Raw genomic sequence first — 16,840 nt, 5'->3', positions numbered from 1 at the left:
ACGCCGGCCGAGGTCCGGACCGCGAGCGAGCGTGCGGGCGGCCGGTAGCGTTCGACGGATGGACGACGAACGCACCCGTCCCGGCGCGGGGACGCCCTACCCGCGCGAGCACGACCGGCCGCTGCACGGCGCCCACACCCCGGACGCTCGCGCGCGCGTCGCCTCGTGCGGCGCGTGACCGACCCGCCCCGGCGTGTCATGCGCGAGACGACGCGCCCCTCGCTCGCGCACCCCGCGCTGCTGCCGGGCATCGGGGTGGAGAGCACGGACAAGGACTTCCGGACCAACCGAGCGGTGTTCGTCGTGGCGGCGGCGCTCACGGGCGCGTTCATCGTGTGGGGCGTGGTCGCGACCGACTCGCTCACCGTCGCCTCCGCCGTCGCGCTCGGCTGGGTCTCGAGCTCGTTCGGGTGGATGTTCTCCGTGCTCACGCTCGTGGTCTTCGGCTACATGCTGTGGCTCGGGCTCGGGCCGTACGGGGCGATCCGGCTCGGCCGCGACGACGAGGAGCCCGAGTTCTCGCGCACGTCGTGGATCGCGATGCTCTTCGCGGCGGGCATGGGCATCGGCCTGCTGTTCTTCGGCCCGTACGAGCCGCTCACGTACTTCCTCGACCTCCCGCCGGCGTTCGAGGACCTGGCACCCGGCTCCAACCCGGCCATGCTCGCCGCGACGTCGCAGGCGATGTTCCACTGGGGCCCCATGGCGTGGTCGTACTACGCGCTCGTGGGCGGAGCCATCGCGTACGCCGCGTACCGCAAGGGCCGCAGCCCGCTCATGTCCTCGCTGCTGGAGCCGATCTTCGGCGCCCGCACGCACGGCTGGGCGGGTGCGGTGATCGACGTGGCCGCCATCGTCGTCACGCTCTTCGGCACGGCGGTCACGCTCGGCATCGGCGCGCTGCAGATCGGGCGCGGGCTCGAGCTCGTCGCCGGCATCGGTCCGCTCGGCAACGGGGCCGTCGTCGCGATCATCTGCGTGCTGACGATCGCCTTCATCGTGTCCGCGGTGTCGGGGATCAAGCGCGGCATCCGGGCCCTGTCGAACACCGCCATGGTGCTCACCGGGCTGCTCGGTCTCTTCGTGCTCGTCGTGGGCCCGACGGCGTTCGTCCTCGCGTTCGTCCCGAGCGCGCTCGCGTCGTTCGTCGGCGACACGTTCACCCTGGCCGCGCAGAGCGCCGCGACCAGCGACGACGCGTCGGCGTCATGAACGCGTGGACGACGTACTACTGGGCGTGGTGGGTCGCGTGGACGCCGTTCGTGGGCATCTTCGTCGCGAAGATCAGCCGGGGGCGGACGCTGCGCGAGTTCGTCACGACGGTCATCCTCGCGCCCAGCCTGGTCACGATGGTGTGGTTCGGCGTCGTGGGCGGCACGACGATGCGCCTCGAGCAGGGCGGCGCGGCGATCAGCGAGCGCGACTCCCCGCAGGACATGCTCTTCGGCCTCCTGGACGCGCTGCCGCTGAGCGGCGTCACCGCCGTGATCGCCATGGTGGCGATCGTCATCTACTTCGTGACGAGCGCGGACAGCGCGGCTCTCGTCATGGGCAGCCTGAGCCAGCGCGGGCGCCCGGAGCCGTCCTCCTGGGTGACGATCGTCTGGGGCGTGGCGCTGGCGGGGATCGCCGTCGTCATGCTCCTCGTGGGCGGCCGCCAGGCGCTGGACGGGCTGCAGTCCCTCGTGATCGTCACCGCGCTGCCGTTCGCGTTCGTGCTCGTGCTCGTCATGGTCGCGTGGTCGAGGGACCTCGCGCGCGACCCGCTGGTGCTGCGACGCCGCTACGCGCGCGAGGCGATCCGGCTCGGGGTCGCGCAGGCGATCGAGGACCACGGGGACGACTTCGTGTTCGCCGCGGGGGCCACGGAGCCGCACCAGCTCGGCCGGGGACTGGCTGGACACGGACGACCCCGCGCTCACGCAGTGGTACGCCGAGCACGACCAGGACGGTGCGCCGGTGGCGGGCACCGACGGCGCAGGAGCCGTCGCGGACGACGACGCCGTGCTAGTGCCAGCGGAAGAGCCGGCTCGCGCCCCAGCCGAGGGCCGCGGTCCAGCCGAGGAGGACGACGACGGAGAACGCCGGTAGCGACCCGTCGACCAGCGCCCCCCGCATCGCGGCGCCGAGCGCGCCGGACGGCAGGAGCAGCGCCACGTGCTGGAGCGGGCCCGGCAGCTGCTCGGCCGGGACGAGCACGCCGCCGCCGACGGCGAGCAGCACGAGGACGAGGTTCGCGACCGCGAGCACGCCCTCGGCGCGCAGCGTGCCCGCGAGGAGCATGGCGAGGGACGTGAACGCGGCCGTGCCGAGCAGCACGGCGAGCAGCGCGGCGGGGACCCCGGCGAGGTCGGGGTCCCAGCCGAGCGCCAGGGCGACTGCCGTGATCACGACGACCTGGACGACCTCGACCGCGAGCACGCCGAGCACCTTGCCCGCGAGGAGGCCTCCGCGGCCGAGCGGTGTCGTCGCCATGAGCCGCAGCACCCCGTTGCGGCGGTCGAACGCGGTCGCGATCGCCTGCGACGTGAACGCGGTCGACATGACGGCGAGGGCGAGCACGCCGGGCGTGACGAAGTCGACCCGGGACGCGCCGCCGGTGTCGAGCTCGACGAACGACGTCAGGACGAGGCTGAGCAGCAGGAGGACGGGCAGCACGACCGTGACGAGCAGCTGCTCGCCGTTGCGCAGGATCATGCGGGTCTCGAACGCGGTCTGGGACGCCACGCGGCGCCAGGCGGGCGCTGCGGCCGGGAGACCGGGCGTCGGCGTGGTCGGCGTCGTCGGTGCGGCCGCGCGGCGGCCGTGCTGCTCGGTCATCGCAGGTGCCGTCCCGTCAGGTCGAGGAAGACGTCCTCGAGCGTGCGCCGGCCGACGCTGACGCGCGTGGCGAGGACGTCGTGCGCGGCGAGCCACGTCGTGAGCGCGACGAGGGCGCCGGGGTCGGCCGGGCCGGTGAGCGAGTACGACCCGGGGCGGGCCTCGACGAGCGTCCAGGACCCGGGCAGCGACCCGCGCAGGTCCTCCAGGTCGAGCCCGGCCGCGGCCTCGAACCGGACGGTGCGGTCCACCGCGCCGTCCCCGGGTGCCGTGACGCCGTGCTCGGACTCGAGGAGGGCGCGCGTGGTGCCCGCCGCGATGACGCGCCCGTGGTCGACGACGTACACCTGGTCGGCGAGGTCCTCGGCCTCGTCCATGAGGTGGGTCGTGAGCACGATGCCGACCCCGTCGGCGCGCAGCTCGCGCACCAGCTCCCAGACCGCGTGCCGGCTCTGCGGGTCCATGCCGGCGCTGGGCTCGTCGAGGAACAGCACCTCGGGGCGCCCGACCACCGCGGCGGCGAGGGCCAGGCGCTGGCGCTGCCCGCCCGACAGGCGGCGCACCGTCGTGCGCGCGAACGCGCCGAGGCCCAGGCGCTCGGAGAGCTCGCCGACGTCGCGCGGCCGGGCGTACATCGACGCGACGTGCCGCAGCATCTCGAGCGCGCGCACGCCCGTGGGCAGCCCGCCGTCCTGGAGCATGACGCCGACGCGCGGGCGCAGCTCGTGCGCGTCGGCCACCGGGTCCAGGCCCAGCACGCGCACGTCGCCCGCGTCGGGCGACCGCAGGCCCTCGCAGCACTCGACCGTGGTCGTCTTGCCCGCGCCGTTCGGCCCGAGGACGGCCGTGATCGCGCCACGCTCGGCGACGAGGCCCACGCCGTCCACGACGGGGCGACCGTCGTAGCGCTTGACGAGGTCGCGCACGAGCACGGCGGGGGCGGGCACCCGGCCGATCCTAGTGCCCGCGGGCGCGGGGTCCGTCGGCCGGGCACGGGCTGTCGTGCGCGTCACAGCGACGTGCCGTGAGGCTGGCCTTGCTTGCGCGGGAACAATTAGGCAACAAGGATGTTGTCTATATCCGGGCCGCGCCGTGCCCGTGAGCGCCCGCACCAGGCGCCGTGCGCACGGCCCGTGGCACCGTCCGACGCCGGAGCTCCGCAGGAGGTGAAGCATGGCCGCAGGGACCGCCCAGCCGCACGCACCGCGCGCCGCCGCGCCCCGAGCCGGGACCACGCCCGCGCGTCCCTCCGCCGACGCCGACGGTCGCACGCGCGAGCGCGTCCTCGAGCTCGTCGCCACCGCAGGCCCCGTGAGCGCCGCCGACCTCGCCTCGACGCTCGGCCTCACCCCGGCCGCCGTCCGCCGCCACCTCGCGCTGCTCGAGGACGACGACCTCGTCGCCGTGCACGACGCCGGGCACGCCACCGGCATGCGCGGCCGGCCCGCGCGCCGCTACGTCGCGACCGCGACCGGCCAGGGAGAGCTCTCCGGCACCTACGCCGACCTCGCCACCGACGCGTTGCGGTTCCTGCGCGACGTCGCCGGCCCCGAGGCCGTGGAACGCTTCGCCCGCGACCGCCTCGGCGGGCTCGCCGAGCGGTACGCCTCCCGGCTCGACGCGGGCGACGTGGAGGGGCGCGCCTCCCAGCTCGCCCAGGCGCTCGCGGACGACGGCTACGCGGCGAGCGTGCGGCCGGTCGCCGGTGCGAGCGCCGTGCAGCTGTGCCAGGGCCACTGCCCGGTCCAGCACGTCGCCGAGGAGTTCCCGCAGCTGTGCGAGGCGGAGGCGCAGGTGTTCGCCCGGCTCCTCGGCTCGCACGTGCAGCGTCTCGCCACCCTCGCCGGGGGCGGGCACGCCTGCACGACCAACGTCCCGCTGCGGCCCCCGGCCCCGATACCCGACCGATGACCCCCCGACCGATACTGACCGCCCCCTCCGCATCGACGGACAGTGGAAGGACAACCATGAGCGCTCCCACCCAGGACGCCGCCGGCGTGGCACAGCCCGTCGACGACAAGCGCAGCGACGAGGAGATCATCGCCTCGATCGGTGCCTACGAGTACGGCTGGCACGACAGCGACGAGGCCGGCGCGATCGCGCAGCGCGGTCTGTCCGAGGACGTCGTGCGCAACATCTCGGCGCTCAAGAACGAGCCCGAGTGGATGCTCAAGGCGCGCCTGAAGGCGCTGCGCCTCTTCGACAAGAAGCCCATGCCGAGCTGGGGCTCGGACCTCACGGGCATCGACTTCGACAAGATCAAGTACTTCGTGCGCTCGACGGAGAAGCAGGCCACCAGCTGGGAGGACCTGCCGGAGGACATCCGCGCCACGTACGACAAGCTCGGCATCCCGGAGGCGGAGAAGCAGCGCCTCGTCGCGGGCGTCGCCGCCCAGTACGAGTCCGAGGTCGTCTACCACCAGATCCGCGAGGACCTCGAGGCGCAGGGCGTCATCTTCGTCGACACCGACACCGGTCTGCGCGAGCACCCGGAGCTCTTCCAGGAGTACTTCGGCACCGTCATCCCCGCGGGCGACAACAAGTTCGCGGCGCTCAACTCCGCCGTGTGGTCGGGCGGGTCGTTCGTCTACGTGCCGCCGGGCGTGCACGTCGAGATCCCGCTGCAGGCCTACTTCCGCATCAACACGGAGAACATGGGCCAGTTCGAGCGGACGCTGATCATCGCGGACGAGGGCTCGTACGTGCACTACGTCGAGGGCTGCACCGCGCCGATCTACTCGAGCGACTCGCTGCACTCCGCGGTCGTCGAGATCGTCGTCAAGAAGAACGCCCGCGTGCGCTACACGACCATCCAGAACTGGTCGAACAACGTGTACAACCTCGTCACCAAGCGGGCGACCGCGGCCGAGGGCGCGACGATGGAGTGGGTCGACGGCAACATCGGCTCCAAGGTCACCATGAAGTACCCGGCGATCTACCTCCTCGGCGAGCACGCGCGCGGCGAGACGCTCTCGATCGCGTTCGCGGGCGAGGGGCAGCACCAGGACGCCGGCGCCAAGATGGTGCACGCCGCGCCGCACACGTCGTCGTCGATCGTGTCGAAGTCGGTGGCACGCGGCGGCGGGCGCACGTCCTACCGCGGGCTCGTGCAGGTGCTCGAGGGCGCCTCGCACTCCGCCTCGACCGTGCTGTGCGACGCGCTGCTCGTCGACCAGGTCTCGCGCTCCGACACCTACCCGTACGTCGACGTCCGCGAGGACGACGTGTCCATGGGGCACGAGGCGACGGTCTCGCGCGTGAGCGAGGACCAGCTGTTCTACCTCATGTCCCGGGGCATGGAGGAGACCGAGGCGATGGCCATGATCGTGCGCGGGTTCGTCGAGCCCATCGCGCGCGAGCTGCCCATGGAGTACGCGCTCGAGCTCAACCGCCTCATCGAGCTGCAGATGGAAGGGTCCGTCGGCTGATATGACCACCCCAGTGACCACGGAAGAGTCCGCCGCGAACGCCGCGGCGGGCCTGAGCACCGACCACTCGCGCGCGACGGCCGACGGCGCGCACTCGCACGGCGTCGTCCCGCAGGGCTCGCGCGCGGAGCGCCTGACCTCGTTCGACCTCGCCGACATCCCCGTGCCCTCCGGGCGCGAGGAGGAGTGGCGCTTCTCGCCCGTCGCGCGCCTCGCGCCGCTGTTCGAGACCTCGCTCGTCGGGCAGTCCGGGGGCGGCGACGTGCGCGTCACCGTCGTCGAGGCCCCCGAGGTGCAGGTGTCGATCGTCGGCCGCGGCGACGAGCGCCTCGGCACCGCCGGCAGGCCCGGCGACCGCACCGCCGTCACCGCGTGGAACGAGTTCGAGCAGGCGACGGTCATCACCGTGCCGAAGGAGGCCGTCGCGTCCGACGTCACGTCGGTGCGCATCGAGGGCCACGGGCCCACGCCGACCGCGAGCCACGTCCTCGTGCACGCGGAGCGCCACTCCGAGGCCGTCGTCGTGCTCGACCACGTCGGTGCCGCGACGCTCACCGAGACGGTCGAGATCGTCGTCGAGGACGGCGCGCACCTGACGGTCGTGTCGGTCCAGGACTGGGCGGAGGGCGCCGTGCACGCGTCCTCGCACCGTGCCCGCATCGGCCGCGACGCGCGCCTCAAGCACGTCGTCGTGACGCTCGGGGGCGACGTCGTGCGCGTCACGCCCGACGCCGAGTTCACGGCCGAGGGCGGCGAGGTCGAGATGGTCGGCCTGTACTTCGCGGACGCGGACCAGCACCAGGAGCACCGGCTCTTCGTCGACCACGCGGTCCCGCGCTGCAAGTCCCGCGTCACGTACAAGGGCGCGCTGCAGGGCGAGGGCGCGCACGCGGTGTGGGTGGGCGACGTGCTCATCCGCGCCGAGGCCGAGGGCACCGACACGTACGAGCTCAACCGCAACCTGGTCCTCACCGACGGGGCGCGCGCGGACTCCGTGCCGAACCTCGAGATCGAGACCGGCGAGATCGAGGGCGCGGGCCACGCGTCGGCGACCGGCCGGTTCGACGACGAGCAGCTCTTCTACCTGCAGGCCCGCGGCATCCCCGAGGTCGACGCGCGCCGGCTCGTCGTGCGCGGCTTCTTCGCAGAGCTCATCGCCGAGATCGGCGTCGAGTCGGTCGAGGAGCGCCTGCTCGACGCCATCGAGCGCGAGCTGAGCAAGTCGATGAGCGTCATCGAGGGCACGGCCGGCGCCGAGGGCGTGGCGTGACCGCACAGCTGGCCTGCACCACGGGGGACCTCGGTCCCGAGGAGGCGCTGCGCGTCGAGCTCTCGGCCGCCGACGGCGCCACGGTGGAGGTCGCCGTCGTGCGCGACGGCGACGGCGCGTGGCACGCCATCTCGGACGTCTGCTCGCACGGGGCCGTGTCCCTGTCCGACGGCGAGGTGGAGGGCTGCTTCGTCGAGTGCTGGCTGCACGGCTCGCAGTTCGACGTGCGGACCGGTCAGCCGACCGCGCTGCCCGCGATGCGGCCCGTGCCCGTGTACCCGGTGACCGTCGACGGCGAGAAGGTGCTCGTCGACGTCGACCGGACGATCGGCTCCTCCTGACCGCCACGCGGTCACCCGACTGCTCGGCCGGCGCGACCGGCCACCCGAACCTCACGACCGAACTCCTGGGAGAACCACGAATGTCCACTCTCGAGATCCGCGACCTGCACGTCAGCGTCGAGACCAAGGAAGGGCCGAAGCCGATCCTGCGCGGCGTCGACCTGACGATCAACAGCGGCGAGGTCCACGCCATCATGGGCCCGAACGGCTCGGGCAAGTCCACGCTCGCGTACTCCATCGCCGGCCACCCCAAGTACCAGGTGACGAGCGGCTCCGTGACGCTCGACGGCGAGGACGTGCTCGAGATGAGCGTGGACGAGCGCGCCCGCGCCGGCATGTTCCTCGCGATGCAGTACCCCGTCGAGGTCCCGGGCGTCTCCGTCTCGAACTTCCTGCGCACCGCCAAGACCGCGATCGACGGCGAGGCCCCGGCGCTGCGCCACTGGGTCAAGGACGTCAAGGGCGCCATGGAGCGTCTGCGCATGGACGAGTCCTTCGCCGAGCGCTCGGTGAACGAGGGCTTCTCCGGCGGCGAGAAGAAGCGCCACGAGATCCTCCAGATGGAGCTGCTCAAGCCCAAGTTCGCCGTCCTCGACGAGACGGACTCCGGGCTCGACGTGGACGCGCTGCGCGTCGTGTCCGAGGGCGTGAACCGCGTCCACGGCTCGACCGACGCGGGCATCCTGCTCATCACGCACTACACGCGCATCCTGCGCTACATCAAGCCGGACTTCGTCCACGTCTTCGTCGACGGCAAGGTCGCGGAGGAGGGCGGCCCGGAGCTGGCCGACCGCCTCGAGGAGGAGGGCTACGACCGCTACCTCGGCGGGTCGGTCGAGTCCGCCTCGGCGGCCTCCGCCTGACACCGCACGACCGACCGACCACCGGACCGGCACCGGAGGAGATGACCATGACGACCACCGCGCCCCCCGCCCGCCCCGGGCCCGAGCAGCCCGGCCGCCTCAGCGCGGGCGAGCTCGCGGCCGTGCGCGCGGACTTCCCGCTGCTCGGGCGGACCGTGCGCGGTGGTCGTCCGCTCGTCTACCTCGACTCGGCGGCGACGTCGCAGAAGCCCCAGGTCGTCCTGGACACGGAGGTCGACTTCTACGAGCAGCGCAACGCGGCCGTGCACCGCGGCGCGCACCAGCTCGCGGAGGAGGCCACCGAGGCGTTCGAGGACGCGCGGGCGGACGTCGCCGCGCTCGTCGGCGCCGGCCGGGCGAGATCGTGTGGACGTCCGGCGCGACGTCCGCGATCAACCTCGTCGCGTACGGGATCTCGAACGCGACCCTCGGCCGCGGGGGCGAGGCGGCCCGCCGCTTCGCGCTGGCCCCGGGCGACGAGATCGTCGTCACCGAGGCCGAGCACCACGCCAACCTCGTGCCGTGGCAGGAGCTCGCGGCCCGCACGGGCGCCGTGCTGCGCTGGTTCGAGGTGGACGACGACGGCCGGGTCCGCGTCGAGGACGCCGCCTCGGTCATCACCGAGCGCACGCGCGTCGTCGCGTTCACGCACGTGTCGAACGTGACGGGCGCGATCACGCCGGTCGCGCCGATCGTGGCGCGGGCGCGCGAGGTGGGCGCCTGACCGTGCTCGACGCGTGCCAGTCGGTGCCGCACGTGCCGTCGACCTGCCGGCGCTCGGCGTCGACTTCGCCGCGTTCTCCGCGCACAAGATGCTCGGGCCCACGGGCGTCGGCGCGCTCTACGGGCGGCGCGAGCTGCTCGAGGCCCTGCCGCCGGTGACCACGGGCGGGTCGATGATCGAGCTCGTCACGATGGCGGGGTCGACCTACATGGCGCCGCCGCAGCGCTTCGAGGCCGGCACGCCGGCCGTCGCCCAGGTCGTCGGGTTCGGCGCCGCCGCGCGGTACCTGCACGAGCTCGGCATGGAGGCCGTCGGTGCGCACGAGCACGAGCTCGCGGCCGAGCTCCTGCGCGTCGGGGAGATCCCCGGTGTGCGGGTGGTCGGGCCGCGCGACCCGCGGGAGCGGATCGCGGTCGTGTCGTTCGTCGTCGACGGCGTGCACGCGCACGACGTCGGGCAGGTGCTCGACGACGCGGGCATCGCGGTGCGCGTGGGGCACCACTGCGCCCAGCCGCTGCACCGGCGGTTCGGCGTCGCGGCGACCGCGCGCGCGTCGGCGTCGGTGTACACCACGCGCGAGGACGTCGACGCGTTCCGGGAAGTCCTCGCGGGGGTCCGCGCGTTCTTCTCGGTGGACCGATGAGGGAGGCGCGATGAGCTCGCTCGAGCAGATGTACCAGCAGGTCATCCTCGACCACGCGAGGAGCCCGCACGGGCGAGGTCTGGTCGAGGCGGCCGACGGCGCGGCCCACGGCCAGTCCCACCAGGTCAACCCGACGTGCGGCGACGAGGTGACGTTGCGCGTGGAGATCGGGGGAGCGGCAGGCGCTGAGGCAGGCGGCCCCGCGGAGCCGACCGTCGGCCGCGTGAGCTGGGAGGGGCAGGGCTGCAGCATCTCGCAGGCGTCCCTGTCCGTGCTCACCGACCTCGTGACCGGCCGCCCGGTGACGGAGGCCGAGCACCTCGGCGAGGTGTTCCGGGAGCTGATGTCGTCGCGCGGCAAGGGCCTCGACGACGCCGCGGAGGACGAGCTCGGCGACGCCACGGCGTTCACCGGCGTCTCGCAGTACCCTGCCCGCATCAAGTGCGCCCTGCTCGGCTGGGCGGCGCTGCGGGACTCGCTCGTCACGTCGGGCGCCCTGGACGGGACGACCACGGACCAGACCGGCGCGGCGCGCGCCGCGCACGCAACGACGGAGGAGAACCGATGAGCACCGAGACCGGCGCGCCCGCCGAGGGCGTCGCGCCCAGCCCGCCCACCGTCGCCGACGTCGAGGAGGCGATGCGCGACGTCATCGACCCCGAGCTCGGCATCAACGTCGTCGACCTGGGCCTGGTGTACGGGGTGCAGATCGACCAGAACAACCACGCCGTCATCGACATGACGCTCACGTCCGCGGCGTGCCCCCTGACCGACGTCATCGAGGACCAGTCCGCCCAGGCGCTCGACGGTCTCGTCGACGGCTTCCGCGTCAACTGGGTCTGGATGCCGCCGTGGGGCCCGGAGAAGATCACCGACGACGGCAAGGACCAGCTGCGCGCGCTGGGCTTCAACGTCTGAGGAGAGCCACGGCTTGTCGACCGGCGCCGCGTCCCCTCGGGGGCGCGGCGTCGTGCTGTCCGGAGCCGTCCGGTCCGCGTCAGGGGCAGGCAGGGCGCATCGGCCTCCTGGCGTCGCGCCTCACGATCTGATTGCGATGCTTCGCGTGCGTTGACGAGGAGTGTCCTGACTGTTGGGATATGGGTGCTCGGACCACATATCGGAGGACGACGTGACTCAGCAGGACCAGACCGGCGCGGGCGGTGCGCCGCGGCAGGTGCGCTACCGCGGCAGGCACCTCCCGATGGTCGCGGTGATCGTCGCCGCGACGATCGCCACCGCACTGGCCTACAGCGGCATGGTGCTGTTCGGCCTCGAGGTCGCGCACATGTCGCCGCTCGAGGCGTACGGCCTGGCGGGCTTCCTCGAGGTGAGCCTCGTCGCGGTGGCCCTCATGGCGCGCAACGCGGCGCTCGAGGGGCGGCCGTACGGCGTCCTCCTCACGCTCACCTGGGTGCTCTCGGGCACCTCGGGCGTGTTCGCGGCGCTCCACGAGGTCGCCGTCCCGACCGAGAGCACCCCGTACATGGTGGTGTTCCGGTTCGTGCCGCCGCTGGTCGCCGCGCTCATGTGGCACCTGGCGCTCGTGGGGGAGCGGCACATGGTGACGGGCCACACCCTCGACGAGCGGCGTCGGGAGACGCGGGTCCACGCGTACGTCACCGCCCTGGAGCAGTGGCGCGACGCACGCGTCGACAGCTCGGGCTCGTCGGCGGACCTGCGCAAGGTCCGCGCCGCCCACCAGCGTCAGCGTGCCGCCCGTGACGGTGCCCTCAAGCTCCTGACGGTCGAGGACTTCGAGCGCCGCATGCAGGTCTGGGTCGACCGCCTGGAGGCCGCGGAACGCCACGGCACCCGGCTCGACCTCATCGGGGCGAGCTCCGTCAAGCGCGGCACCGCCCGCGGGCCGGTCGCGACCGCCGCCGTCGTGCCCGCCCGGGCCGCGGCGTCCGCCGAGGTGCGCGGCCCGGAGGCTCTCGTGCGCGAGCCGACGCGCGAGGGGCCGGTCGCCGGGGTCGAGACCGTACCGGTCGCCGCGCCGGTGCAGGACGGCCCGACCGTCGCAGCAGGGGGCGCCGCCGCCGTCCGGGAGCCGGACGAGGAGCCCTACGTGCCCGAGACCGCGTTCGAGGCGCTCCCCGACCTCGAGGCGCGCGTCAAGGACGTGTTCGCGGGTGCCCGACCGCTTCCCTGGGAGCAGCCCCTCCCGGAGACCGCCGACGCGCCGCAGGGCGTGGAGCCCCCGGCCGTGACGGGTCACACCCGGCGCGTCGAGGTCTTCGACCTGGCCCGTCCGAGCACCGGCGTCCAGGCTGCGGCGGCCGAGACCGGCGAGGGCGCCCTCGACGAGGACCCCACCGCCTCGCGCGACCGCCGCATCGTCGAGCTCGCCCGTCAGGGCCTGAACCAGCGGGAGATCGCCGACCAGGTCTCCGCGTCGCAGTCGACGGTCAGCCGCGTCGTGCGCCGCTACGAGGACCAGAAGCTCGTGGCGGACGACGACCGCGAGCTCGCGAACGCCTGAGACGAGACCGGCGCGCACGGCGCCGCCGGCTCTCCCGACCCGACCGGGCACGGCGCACCGTCGCCGGCGCCTCGCGCGGCACGTGGACGCGCTTTCACGCGATCTGGACGATGACCGCGGCACCGCCGCCGCGCGAGTGTCGAGTCTCGAGCCCCGCCACGTCGTGTCTCGCGGTGTGCGCGCGAGGCTCCCGCACGCTCGCGACGGCAGGTGGTGCCATGGACGTCGGGCTGAGCACGCAGCGGCCGACGACGACGGACGGACCGCGAAGGAGCGCGCCCGAGCGCGAGCACCGGCACCGCGGTCCGGCGAGGCCCGGTCGGACCTTCTCCGGTCCCGTGGTGGAGCGGCGTCGACTGGTGAGCGCCCTCGCGCGCGCCGTCGACGAGGCCGTCGTGACGCTCGTGTGCGCGCCGGCCGGTTCGGGCAAGACGGTCCTGGTGTCATGCTGGGCGGACGGCGCACGGGACCCCGTGGGATGGCTGACGGTGACGTCGCGCGACGACGATCCGCACGTCTTCTGGCGGCACGTCCGCTCGGCACTGTCCGACGCCGGTGCCCTGTCCGCTCGCCCGCGCAGCGAGCTCGTCCTCGGGGGCGACGACGTGGACCTGCTCGCGTGCCGTCTGCCGCGCACGGGCTCACCCGTGGTCCTCGTCCTCGACGCGGTGGAGCGGATCGGGCGGCAGGAGATCTTCGACGGGCTGGCGGCTCTGGTCGATCGCACCCACGGACTGCTCCGCCTCGTCCTGGCGACCCGGGAGGACCCGCCGCTGCCGCTGCACCGCTACCGCCTCGACGGCACGTTGGCCGAGCTCTCGCCCACGGAGCTGGCGCTCACGCCGGCCGAGCTCCACGCACTGCTGGAGGCGTACGGGGTGCGGCTCCCCGCGGGCTCCGTGGCGACGCTGGTCGATCGCACCGAGGGCTGGGTGGCCGGTGCACGGATGGCCGCGCTCGCCCTGCGACCGGGCGCCACGGGGACGACGCTCGAACGCTCGGCATCCGACTACCTCGCCGTGGAGGTGCTCGCCCCGCTCCCCGAGGCGGAGCGCGACCTCCTCCTGCGGGTGAGCATCCTCGACGAGGTCTCGCCCGGCTCGCGACGGCCCTGAGCGGGCGGAGCGACGCCGGACTGCGGTTGTGGGAGCTGGAACGGCGGAACGCGTTCGTGCGGGCGGTGCCCGGCAGGCTCGGGTCGTACCGCCTCCATCCGCTCCTCCGCGACGCTCTCCTCGCCCAGCGGGCGGTGCGCCCGGAGGGCTCCGAGCTCGAACGGTCTCGCCTCGCGTCGGACCGGTTCGGCACCGCGGGGCAGCTGATGCCGGCGGTCGAGCACGCGGTCGCGGCCGCCGACTGGGAGCGGGCCGCCGGGTGGACGGTCCGTCTCGGCGGCTCGTGGACCTCCTGGAGCCGGGTCCCGGTGGCCCCCGACTCGCCGACATGCTCCGGGGTGCACCGGCGCACGGGCACGCGGACGTCCGGCTCGTCCGGGCTGCGCTCGCCCTCGGGCGAGGGGTCCCCGAGGTGGCCGAGCGGCATCTCGCGTCGACGGGGGATGCCGGATCGTGGGCCGCGGACCGCGCCGCGGCGCCCGACGGTCGCTCTCTCGCGTGGGCGGCGGTCCTCGAGGTGCGGGCGCGCGAGCTGTCCGGAGACGTCGCGGGCACGCTGGACGTGGCCGCACGGGCCCGCGCGGCGCTCGCCGCTCTCGAGGCAACGGACGCGGCGCACGCGGCCGCGACGGCGCTCGTGCGCCGCTCCGAGGGCATGGCGTACCTCGGAGCCGGGAGCTGGACGTCGCGTGGGCGGCGCTCGTGGACGCCGTGTCGGTGGCCGTCGCGAGCGGGCGCGACGAGGTCGTGCTGGGCTGCCTGTCCGTCCTCGCGCTCGCCGAGGCGTGCCGGGGTCGTCTGACCCGGGCCCAGGAGGCCGTCGACTCCGCCGCGGGACTCGTCGTGGAAGCGGTCCCCCCGCCGCCGGCCCTCGGGCTGGCACGGGCGTGGGTCGCGCTCGACCGGCAGGACCTGTCTGGTGCGGGGTCCGCGCTCGCCGTCGCGGGGCGCTCGGCGGGGCCGCGCGACGCGCCCCTGCTGGGACAGGTCGCCCTCCTCCTTCGGGCGCGGCTCAAGCTGGACCACGGTGACGCGGCCGGAGCGCGACGGCTGCTGCGGCGGTCGGCGGCCCCCGCCGAGTGGTTGCGCGCACGGTTCGAGGACGACGTCGCGGCAGTCGGACTGCTCGCGTCCGCCGCGCAGCTCGACGGCCACCGACACGCGGGGCGCCGACCGCGCGCCGCCCCGCCGGCGGGCACCGCCACGGCGACGACGGTCCAGGCGTTGCTGGAGGACGCGCACCGCCACGGGATCCGCGGCGAGCACCGGGCGAGCCGGGAGGCCGTCGCGCGGGCGTTGACGCTCGCGGAGGGCGAAGGCCTGCGTCGTCCCTTCGCGCGCGCCGTCCCCGAGGTCCGGTCGATGATCCGCACCGACCCGGAGCTGCGTTCGCGGGCCGACTGGTTGCGCCCTGACCGTCGCCCGACGCGGCAGCACGAGCCGCGTCGGGCCGGGGACGCTCCTGTCGTCGAGCGGCTCTCGGAGCGTGAGCTCGAAGTCCTGCAGCACCTGTCGGCGCTGCTCACCACCGAGGAGATCGCCGCGGAGATGTTCATCTCGGCGAACACCGTCCGGACCCACGTGCGGCGAATCCTCGGCAAGCTCGTCGTCTCCCGCCGCCACGAGGCCGTCCGGCGGGCACGCGAGCTCCACCTGAGCTGACGACGACTCCCGACGGGAGGCCTCCATGATCTCGGACGCCGCGCTCCTGACCGCCGACCTCGCCGCTGCCGTCGACCCCGTGCCCTGGGCACGCGGGCAGATGGCGTTCACGCTGATGTTCCACATCGTCCTCGTCCCGCTCGGGATCTCGTGGGCGTTCATGACGCTGGTCGCCAACTACCGCGCCCTACGGCACGACGACAGGGCAGCGCTCGTGCTCGCGCAGCGCTGGTCGAAGTACATGGCGGTGACCTTCGCGGTCGGTGCGGTGACAGGCACCGTGCTGAGCTTCGAGTTCGGTCTGCTGTGGCCCCGCTTCATGGGCCTGTGGGGAGAGGCGTTCGGGGTGCCCTTCGCCTTCGAAGGCCTGTTCTTCTTCACCGAGGCGATCTTCGTCGCGGTGTACATCTTCGGCTGGCGCCGCCTGAGGCCGTGGACGCACTTCTGGACCGGGGTACCCATCGTGCTCGCCGGCATCGCCGGCTCGGTCTCCGTCGTCGCGGCGAACGCGTGGATGAACGCGCCGGCCGGCTTCACCCTCGACGACGCCGGCAACGTGGTCGACGTCGACCCGATCGGCGTCATCTTCAACGACTCGATGCCGCTCCAGGCGGCCCACATGCTCATCGCCGCCTACCTCGTCGGCGGGTTCCTGGTGGCGTCCGTCTATGCGACCGCGATGCTGCGCGGCCGTGACGACCGCTACCACCGGCTCGGCTTCCTCATCGCGTTCACCGTCGGGGCCGTCGCGACCCCCGTGCAGATGGGCGTCGGTGACGCCCTGGCGCGGTGGGTCTACGAGAACCAGCCGGTCAAGTTCGCCGCCATCGAGCTCGTCCCGACGACGAGCTCCGACGTTCCGGAGACGCTGCTGGGTCGTCTGAACGAGGACGGCACGGTGTCGGGCGGACTCCCGATCCCGGGCCTCGCGTCGTGGCTGTCCGACCCGAGCACGGGCCGGTCGACCGTCGTCGAGGGGCTCGACAGCGTCCCGCCCGACGAGCGCCCGACGGTCCGCGAGGTAAACATTGTGCACCTCGCCTGGGACGTCATGGTCGGGATCGGGACGCTGCTGTTCCTGCTGTCCGCCTGGTACGGCGCGACCTGGCTCTTCCGACGACGCATGCCGCGGAGCAGGGTGTTCCTGTGGCTCGCGGCGTCGTCGGGGGTGCTGTCCGTCGTCGCCATGGAGGCGGGCTGGATCGTCACCGAGGTGGGCCGGCAGCCGTGGATCGTCTACGGGCTCATGAAGGTCGAGGATGCCGCCACGGAGAACACGGGGGTGTGGCTGACGTTCGTCGTCATCGTCGTCCTCTACGCGGCACTGGGCACGACGACGGTCCTTGTGCTGCGCGCCATGAGCCGGCGGTTCCGTCGCGCCGGAGAGTTCATCGAGCTCGACACGCCGTACGGGCCCAGGGCAGCGCCGTCCTGCGCGCTGACGACGGGCCCGACCACCAGCCCGACCACACGCCGGGCCCTCAGCCCGCGC

14 protein-coding genes and 3 pseudogenes are annotated in these 16,840 nt (G+C 73.7%); 14 read left to right on the top strand and 3 right to left on the bottom strand.

Annotated features, from left to right (window positions below; genetic code table 11):
* Nucleotides 1-174 precede the first annotated feature (174 nt).
* Nucleotides 175-1,212 (top strand): BCCT family transporter, encoded by a 1,038-nt coding sequence (locus BJF88_RS21885; protein ID WP_255371906.1) that lies wholly within the window; start codon nucleotides 175-177, stop codon nucleotides 1,210-1,212.
* Nucleotides 1,209-1,700: pseudogene (locus tag BJF88_RS21880) on the top strand (BCCT family transporter); the annotation flags it as partial. The gene BJF88_RS21885 and the pseudogene BJF88_RS21880, both read left to right, overlap by 4 nt.
* Before the next feature lie 307 nt (nucleotides 1,701-2,007).
* Here the strand turns inward: BJF88_RS21880 and BJF88_RS09055 are convergent.
* On the bottom strand, nucleotides 2,008-2,820 hold the full coding sequence (locus tag BJF88_RS09055) for an ABC transporter permease (RefSeq protein ID WP_075828547.1): 813 nt from the start codon (nucleotides 2,818-2,820) through the stop codon (nucleotides 2,008-2,010).
* On the bottom strand, nucleotides 2,817-3,767 hold the full coding sequence (locus BJF88_RS09050; RefSeq protein WP_075828546.1) for an ABC transporter ATP-binding protein: 951 nt from the start codon (nucleotides 3,765-3,767) through the stop codon (nucleotides 2,817-2,819). Before BJF88_RS09050 ends, BJF88_RS09055 begins: the two co-directional genes overlap by 4 nt.
* 226 nt (nucleotides 3,768-3,993) lie before the next feature.
* On the opposite strand from BJF88_RS09050, the gene BJF88_RS09045 reads away from it, so the two are divergent.
* From BJF88_RS09045 to BJF88_RS23390, 12 genes and pseudogenes are all read left to right on the top strand, one after another.
* Nucleotides 3,994-4,731, top strand: coding sequence for a metalloregulator ArsR/SmtB family transcription factor (locus BJF88_RS09045; protein WP_075828545.1), 738 nt, complete (start codon nucleotides 3,994-3,996; stop codon nucleotides 4,729-4,731).
* On the top strand, nucleotides 4,728-6,248 hold the full coding sequence (gene sufB / locus BJF88_RS09040; RefSeq protein ID WP_369824537.1) for a Fe-S cluster assembly protein SufB: 1,521 nt from the start codon (nucleotides 4,728-4,730) through the stop codon (nucleotides 6,246-6,248). The genes BJF88_RS09045 and sufB overlap by 4 nt, the downstream gene beginning before the upstream one ends.
* A 1-nt stretch (nucleotide 6,249) precedes the next feature.
* On the top strand, nucleotides 6,250-7,518 hold the full coding sequence (gene sufD / locus BJF88_RS09035) for a Fe-S cluster assembly protein SufD (protein ID WP_075828543.1): 1,269 nt from the start codon (nucleotides 6,250-6,252) through the stop codon (nucleotides 7,516-7,518).
* Nucleotides 7,515-7,859 carry a non-heme iron oxygenase ferredoxin subunit gene (locus BJF88_RS09030; protein WP_075828542.1) on the top strand — a complete coding sequence of 115 codons (345 nt, stop codon included), beginning with the start codon at nucleotides 7,515-7,517 and terminating at the stop codon, nucleotides 7,857-7,859. The genes sufD and BJF88_RS09030 overlap by 4 nt, the downstream gene beginning before the upstream one ends.
* An 80-nt stretch (nucleotides 7,860-7,939) precedes the next feature.
* Nucleotides 7,940-8,722 carry a Fe-S cluster assembly ATPase SufC gene (sufC, locus tag BJF88_RS09025; protein ID WP_075828541.1) on the top strand — a complete coding sequence of 261 codons (783 nt, stop codon included), beginning with the start codon at nucleotides 7,940-7,942 and terminating at the stop codon, nucleotides 8,720-8,722.
* 41 nt (nucleotides 8,723-8,763) lie between these two features.
* Nucleotides 8,764-10,089: pseudogene (locus tag BJF88_RS09020) on the top strand (cysteine desulfurase).
* A gap of 10 nt (nucleotides 10,090-10,099) precedes the next feature.
* Nucleotides 10,100-10,657 (top strand): Fe-S cluster assembly sulfur transfer protein SufU, encoded by a 558-nt coding sequence (gene sufU / locus BJF88_RS09015; protein WP_075828540.1) that lies wholly within the window; start codon nucleotides 10,100-10,102, stop codon nucleotides 10,655-10,657.
* Entirely contained in the window at nucleotides 10,654-11,007 is a 354-nt protein-coding gene (locus BJF88_RS09010; protein ID WP_075828539.1) for a metal-sulfur cluster assembly factor, read from the top strand. The genes sufU and BJF88_RS09010 overlap by 4 nt, the downstream gene beginning before the upstream one ends.
* Before the next feature lie 211 nt (nucleotides 11,008-11,218).
* The gene (locus BJF88_RS09005; protein WP_075828538.1) at nucleotides 11,219-12,571 is read left to right on the top strand and encodes a winged helix-turn-helix domain-containing protein; all 1,353 of its coding nucleotides are present in this window, start codon (nucleotides 11,219-11,221) and stop codon (nucleotides 12,569-12,571) included.
* 218 nt (nucleotides 12,572-12,789) lie between these two features.
* Nucleotides 12,790-13,686, top strand: a complete 897-nt coding sequence (locus BJF88_RS09000) for a hypothetical protein (protein ID WP_075828537.1) — start codon at nucleotides 12,790-12,792, stop codon at nucleotides 13,684-13,686.
* Nucleotides 13,687-14,388: 702 nt separating this feature from the next.
* Nucleotides 14,389-15,348, top strand: a complete 960-nt coding sequence (locus BJF88_RS08990; RefSeq protein ID WP_075828535.1) for a LuxR C-terminal-related transcriptional regulator — start codon at nucleotides 14,389-14,391, stop codon at nucleotides 15,346-15,348.
* A gap of 25 nt (nucleotides 15,349-15,373) precedes the next feature.
* Nucleotides 15,374-16,654, top strand: a pseudogene (locus BJF88_RS23390) (cytochrome ubiquinol oxidase subunit I); the annotation flags it as partial.
* 8 nt (nucleotides 16,655-16,662) lie between these two features.
* Here BJF88_RS23390 and BJF88_RS21865 read toward each other — a convergent pair.
* On the bottom strand, nucleotides 16,663-16,806 hold the full coding sequence (locus BJF88_RS21865) for a hypothetical protein (RefSeq protein ID WP_255371903.1): 144 nt from the start codon (nucleotides 16,804-16,806) through the stop codon (nucleotides 16,663-16,665).
* Nucleotides 16,807-16,840 lie beyond the last annotated feature (34 nt).

The sequence above is a fragment of the Cellulosimicrobium sp. CUA-896 genome (assembly GCF_001942335.1).
Classification (GTDB): domain Bacteria; phylum Actinomycetota; class Actinomycetes; order Actinomycetales; family Cellulomonadaceae; genus Cellulosimicrobium.
This window is presented reverse-complemented; position numbering and strand designations above follow the sequence as displayed.

Bases quoted from the DNA above. Each gene is read 5' to 3' on its own strand.
- sufB (WP_369824537.1), top strand. From the start codon at position 4,728: ATGACCCCCCGACCGATACTGACCGCCCCCTCCGCATCGACGGACAGT.
- sufD (WP_075828543.1), top strand. From the start codon at position 6,250: ATGACCACCCCAGTGACCACGGAAGAGTCCGCCGCGAACGCCGCGGCG.
- BJF88_RS09000 (WP_075828537.1), top strand. From the start codon at position 12,790: ATGGACGTCGGGCTGAGCACGCAGCGGCCGACGACGACGGACGGACCG.
- sufC (WP_075828541.1), top strand. From the start codon at position 7,940: ATGTCCACTCTCGAGATCCGCGACCTGCACGTCAGCGTCGAGACCAAG.
- sufU (WP_075828540.1), top strand. From the start codon at position 10,100: ATGAGCTCGCTCGAGCAGATGTACCAGCAGGTCATCCTCGACCACGCG.
- BJF88_RS09010 (WP_075828539.1), top strand. From the start codon at position 10,654: ATGAGCACCGAGACCGGCGCGCCCGCCGAGGGCGTCGCGCCCAGCCCG.
- BJF88_RS09055 (WP_075828547.1), bottom strand. From the start codon at position 2,820: ATGACCGAGCAGCACGGCCGCCGCGCGGCCGCACCGACGACGCCGACC.
- BJF88_RS09045 (WP_075828545.1), top strand. From the start codon at position 3,994: ATGGCCGCAGGGACCGCCCAGCCGCACGCACCGCGCGCCGCCGCGCCC.